The sequence below is a fragment of the Bradyrhizobium ferriligni genome (genome assembly GCF_056837965.1).
In genome coordinates this window covers 1-955 of record NZ_JBXEJO010000190.1, presented here as the reverse complement: position 1 = coordinate 955, position 955 = coordinate 1, and the positions used below count along the sequence as shown (strand labels likewise).

Sequence of the window (955 nt, the reverse complement as noted above, 5' to 3'; positions counted from 1 at the left end):
GAGCCGGCTCGGTCTCCCGCCCGTTCCATCTATCAACCTGAACAGTTGCACGAGGCTGCGCCAACAGACCTCGCATCACAGGGACAGGCACCGTGATCATAGCTCTTCGTTACGTCGGAATCGACATCTCCAAAAAACACCTCGATATCTTTGATGAGGCTGACGGCGTGCCGAGGCGCATTGCCAACGCGACACAGGCCATCACACAGCAGGTGGCGCGTTGGCAATGCGATGCGCTGGTGGTCTTCGAGGCGACGGGTATCTATGACCTCGCGCTTCGCGAGGCGCTGCGTCAGGCCGGGATCCGGTTCGCACGGATCAACCCGGCCCGTGCCCGCGACTTTGCACGGGCCAGCGGCCTACTCGCCAAGACCGATCCGATCGATGCGCGGATGCTGGCGGCCTTTGCGCGGGCCATGCAGCCCGCCCCCGAGCAGGTCGCCGATCCTGCACGGGGCGCCTTGGCGAGGCTTGCAAAACGGCGGGATCAGCTGGTCCTCATGCGCGCCCAGGAGAAGAACCGGCGCAGCGAGGCCGACGATCGCGCCATGGCCGAACGCATCGGCCGCCTCATCGAGGTCCTCGACAGCGAGATCGCCGAGATCGAGGCCGACATCAGCGCATTGATTAAAGCCGAAGCGCAGATCGCGGACGATGCGAAGTTAATGCGTTCGCTGCCCGGCGTGGGTCCCGTGGCCTGCATGCAGCTCATCGCGCAGATGCCGGAACTCGGGCGGGTCGGACCGAAACAACTCGCAGCGCTCGCTGGCCTTGCTCCCTTCAACGTCGACAGCGGCACCTTCCGCGGCAAGCGCAAGATTGCGGGCGGCCGAAAGCGCGTTCGTGACGCCCTTTATATGGCGGCCCTCAACGCAGTTCGCAGAGCTGATCCGTTCAAGGCCTTCTATGCACGACTGCGACAGGCCGGAAAACCAGCCAAACTCGCCCTCATCGC

Annotated in this window: 1 protein-coding gene; it reads left to right on the top strand. The window is 64.3% G+C overall.

What is annotated here, in order from left to right:
* Positions 1–92 precede the first annotated feature (92 nt).
* Positions 93–955 (top strand): IS110 family RNA-guided transposase (locus AC1VNY_RS42495; RefSeq protein WP_482409668.1); only part of this gene is annotated, 863 nt, incomplete at its 3' end.